The organism is Microbispora sp. CSR-4, from assembly GCF_008033685.1.
Classification (GTDB): Bacteria; Actinomycetota; Actinomycetes; order Streptosporangiales; family Streptosporangiaceae; genus Microbispora.
In genome coordinates this window covers 1-865 of record NZ_VJVX01000202.1, presented here as the reverse complement: position 1 = coordinate 865, position 865 = coordinate 1, and the positions used below count along the sequence as shown (strand labels likewise).

Sequence of the window (865 nt, the reverse complement as noted above, 5' to 3'; positions counted from 1 at the left end):
GCACATGGTCGCCGGGAGCGGGCAGCCGTCGACCCAGCACGTGGCATACCGGGCGAAGATGGCCCGCCGCTGGGCAGGAGTCGCCAGACGGACCTTGCGGCCCATGTCGAGCACCTGCCCGTCGGCGTTCATGACGATCCGCACCAGAGTCGAGGTCCGGGCGAGCCGGTGCACGCTGGAGACGGGCAGCACCTGCCCGGTCGCCAGCAACAACCCCGGCGGCACCATCCCCAACGCCCCTCCCAGAGACGCCCCCAGCAGCGTGCTTGCCGACGCTCCCAGCGCCGACCCCAAGAACGCCCCGGGCATCGCGCCCGCCGACGCACCCGGAGATCCCGGTGACCCACCTTGCGCCGCACCCCGCGATGCCCCCTGTGCGGCTCCTTGCGACGCTGCTTGCGACGCTGCTTGCGCCGTCCCCGGTGTCCCACGCCCGGCTCCCGGTGCCGTTCCCGATGCCCATCCGGGTGGTGTCTCCCGCTCCGGTCCGGGCCCGCCGGGCGTCGCTCCCGACGGTCCCGACGGTCCCGATGTCCCCGACGCCTGCGTCGCACGCGAGCACCGCGCCTCACCGCAGCACCGGCACGCACCCTGGCCGTCGCACCGGCACATGCTGTGGCCATGCCGGCAGTCCCCCGCAGGCCCAGGCCCGGCGTGGGTGTGACGTACGGAGGCGTCCTCGGGCGGAGGGTCCGGCCACGCCGCCTGCGATGGCGCCACCTCCGTAGGCGCTGCCTGTGAGTGCGCCGCCTGCGATGGCGGCGCATCCGAAGCCGTCCCGCCCGAAGACGCTGTGTCCGAAGGTGCTGTGTGCCAATGCGCGCCACCGTCGGCAGGCCATGCGGAGCCGCCCCGCGTGGCGTGC

Annotated in this window: 1 protein-coding gene; it reads right to left on the bottom strand. The window is 74.6% G+C overall.

Annotated elements, in window-relative coordinates; all coding sequences use genetic code 11:
• Positions 1 to 228, bottom strand: a 228-nt coding sequence (locus FLV34_RS41070) for a 13E12 repeat family protein (RefSeq protein ID WP_261986088.1), incomplete at its 3' end; no start/stop codon positions are given.
• Positions 229 to 865 lie beyond the last annotated feature (637 nt).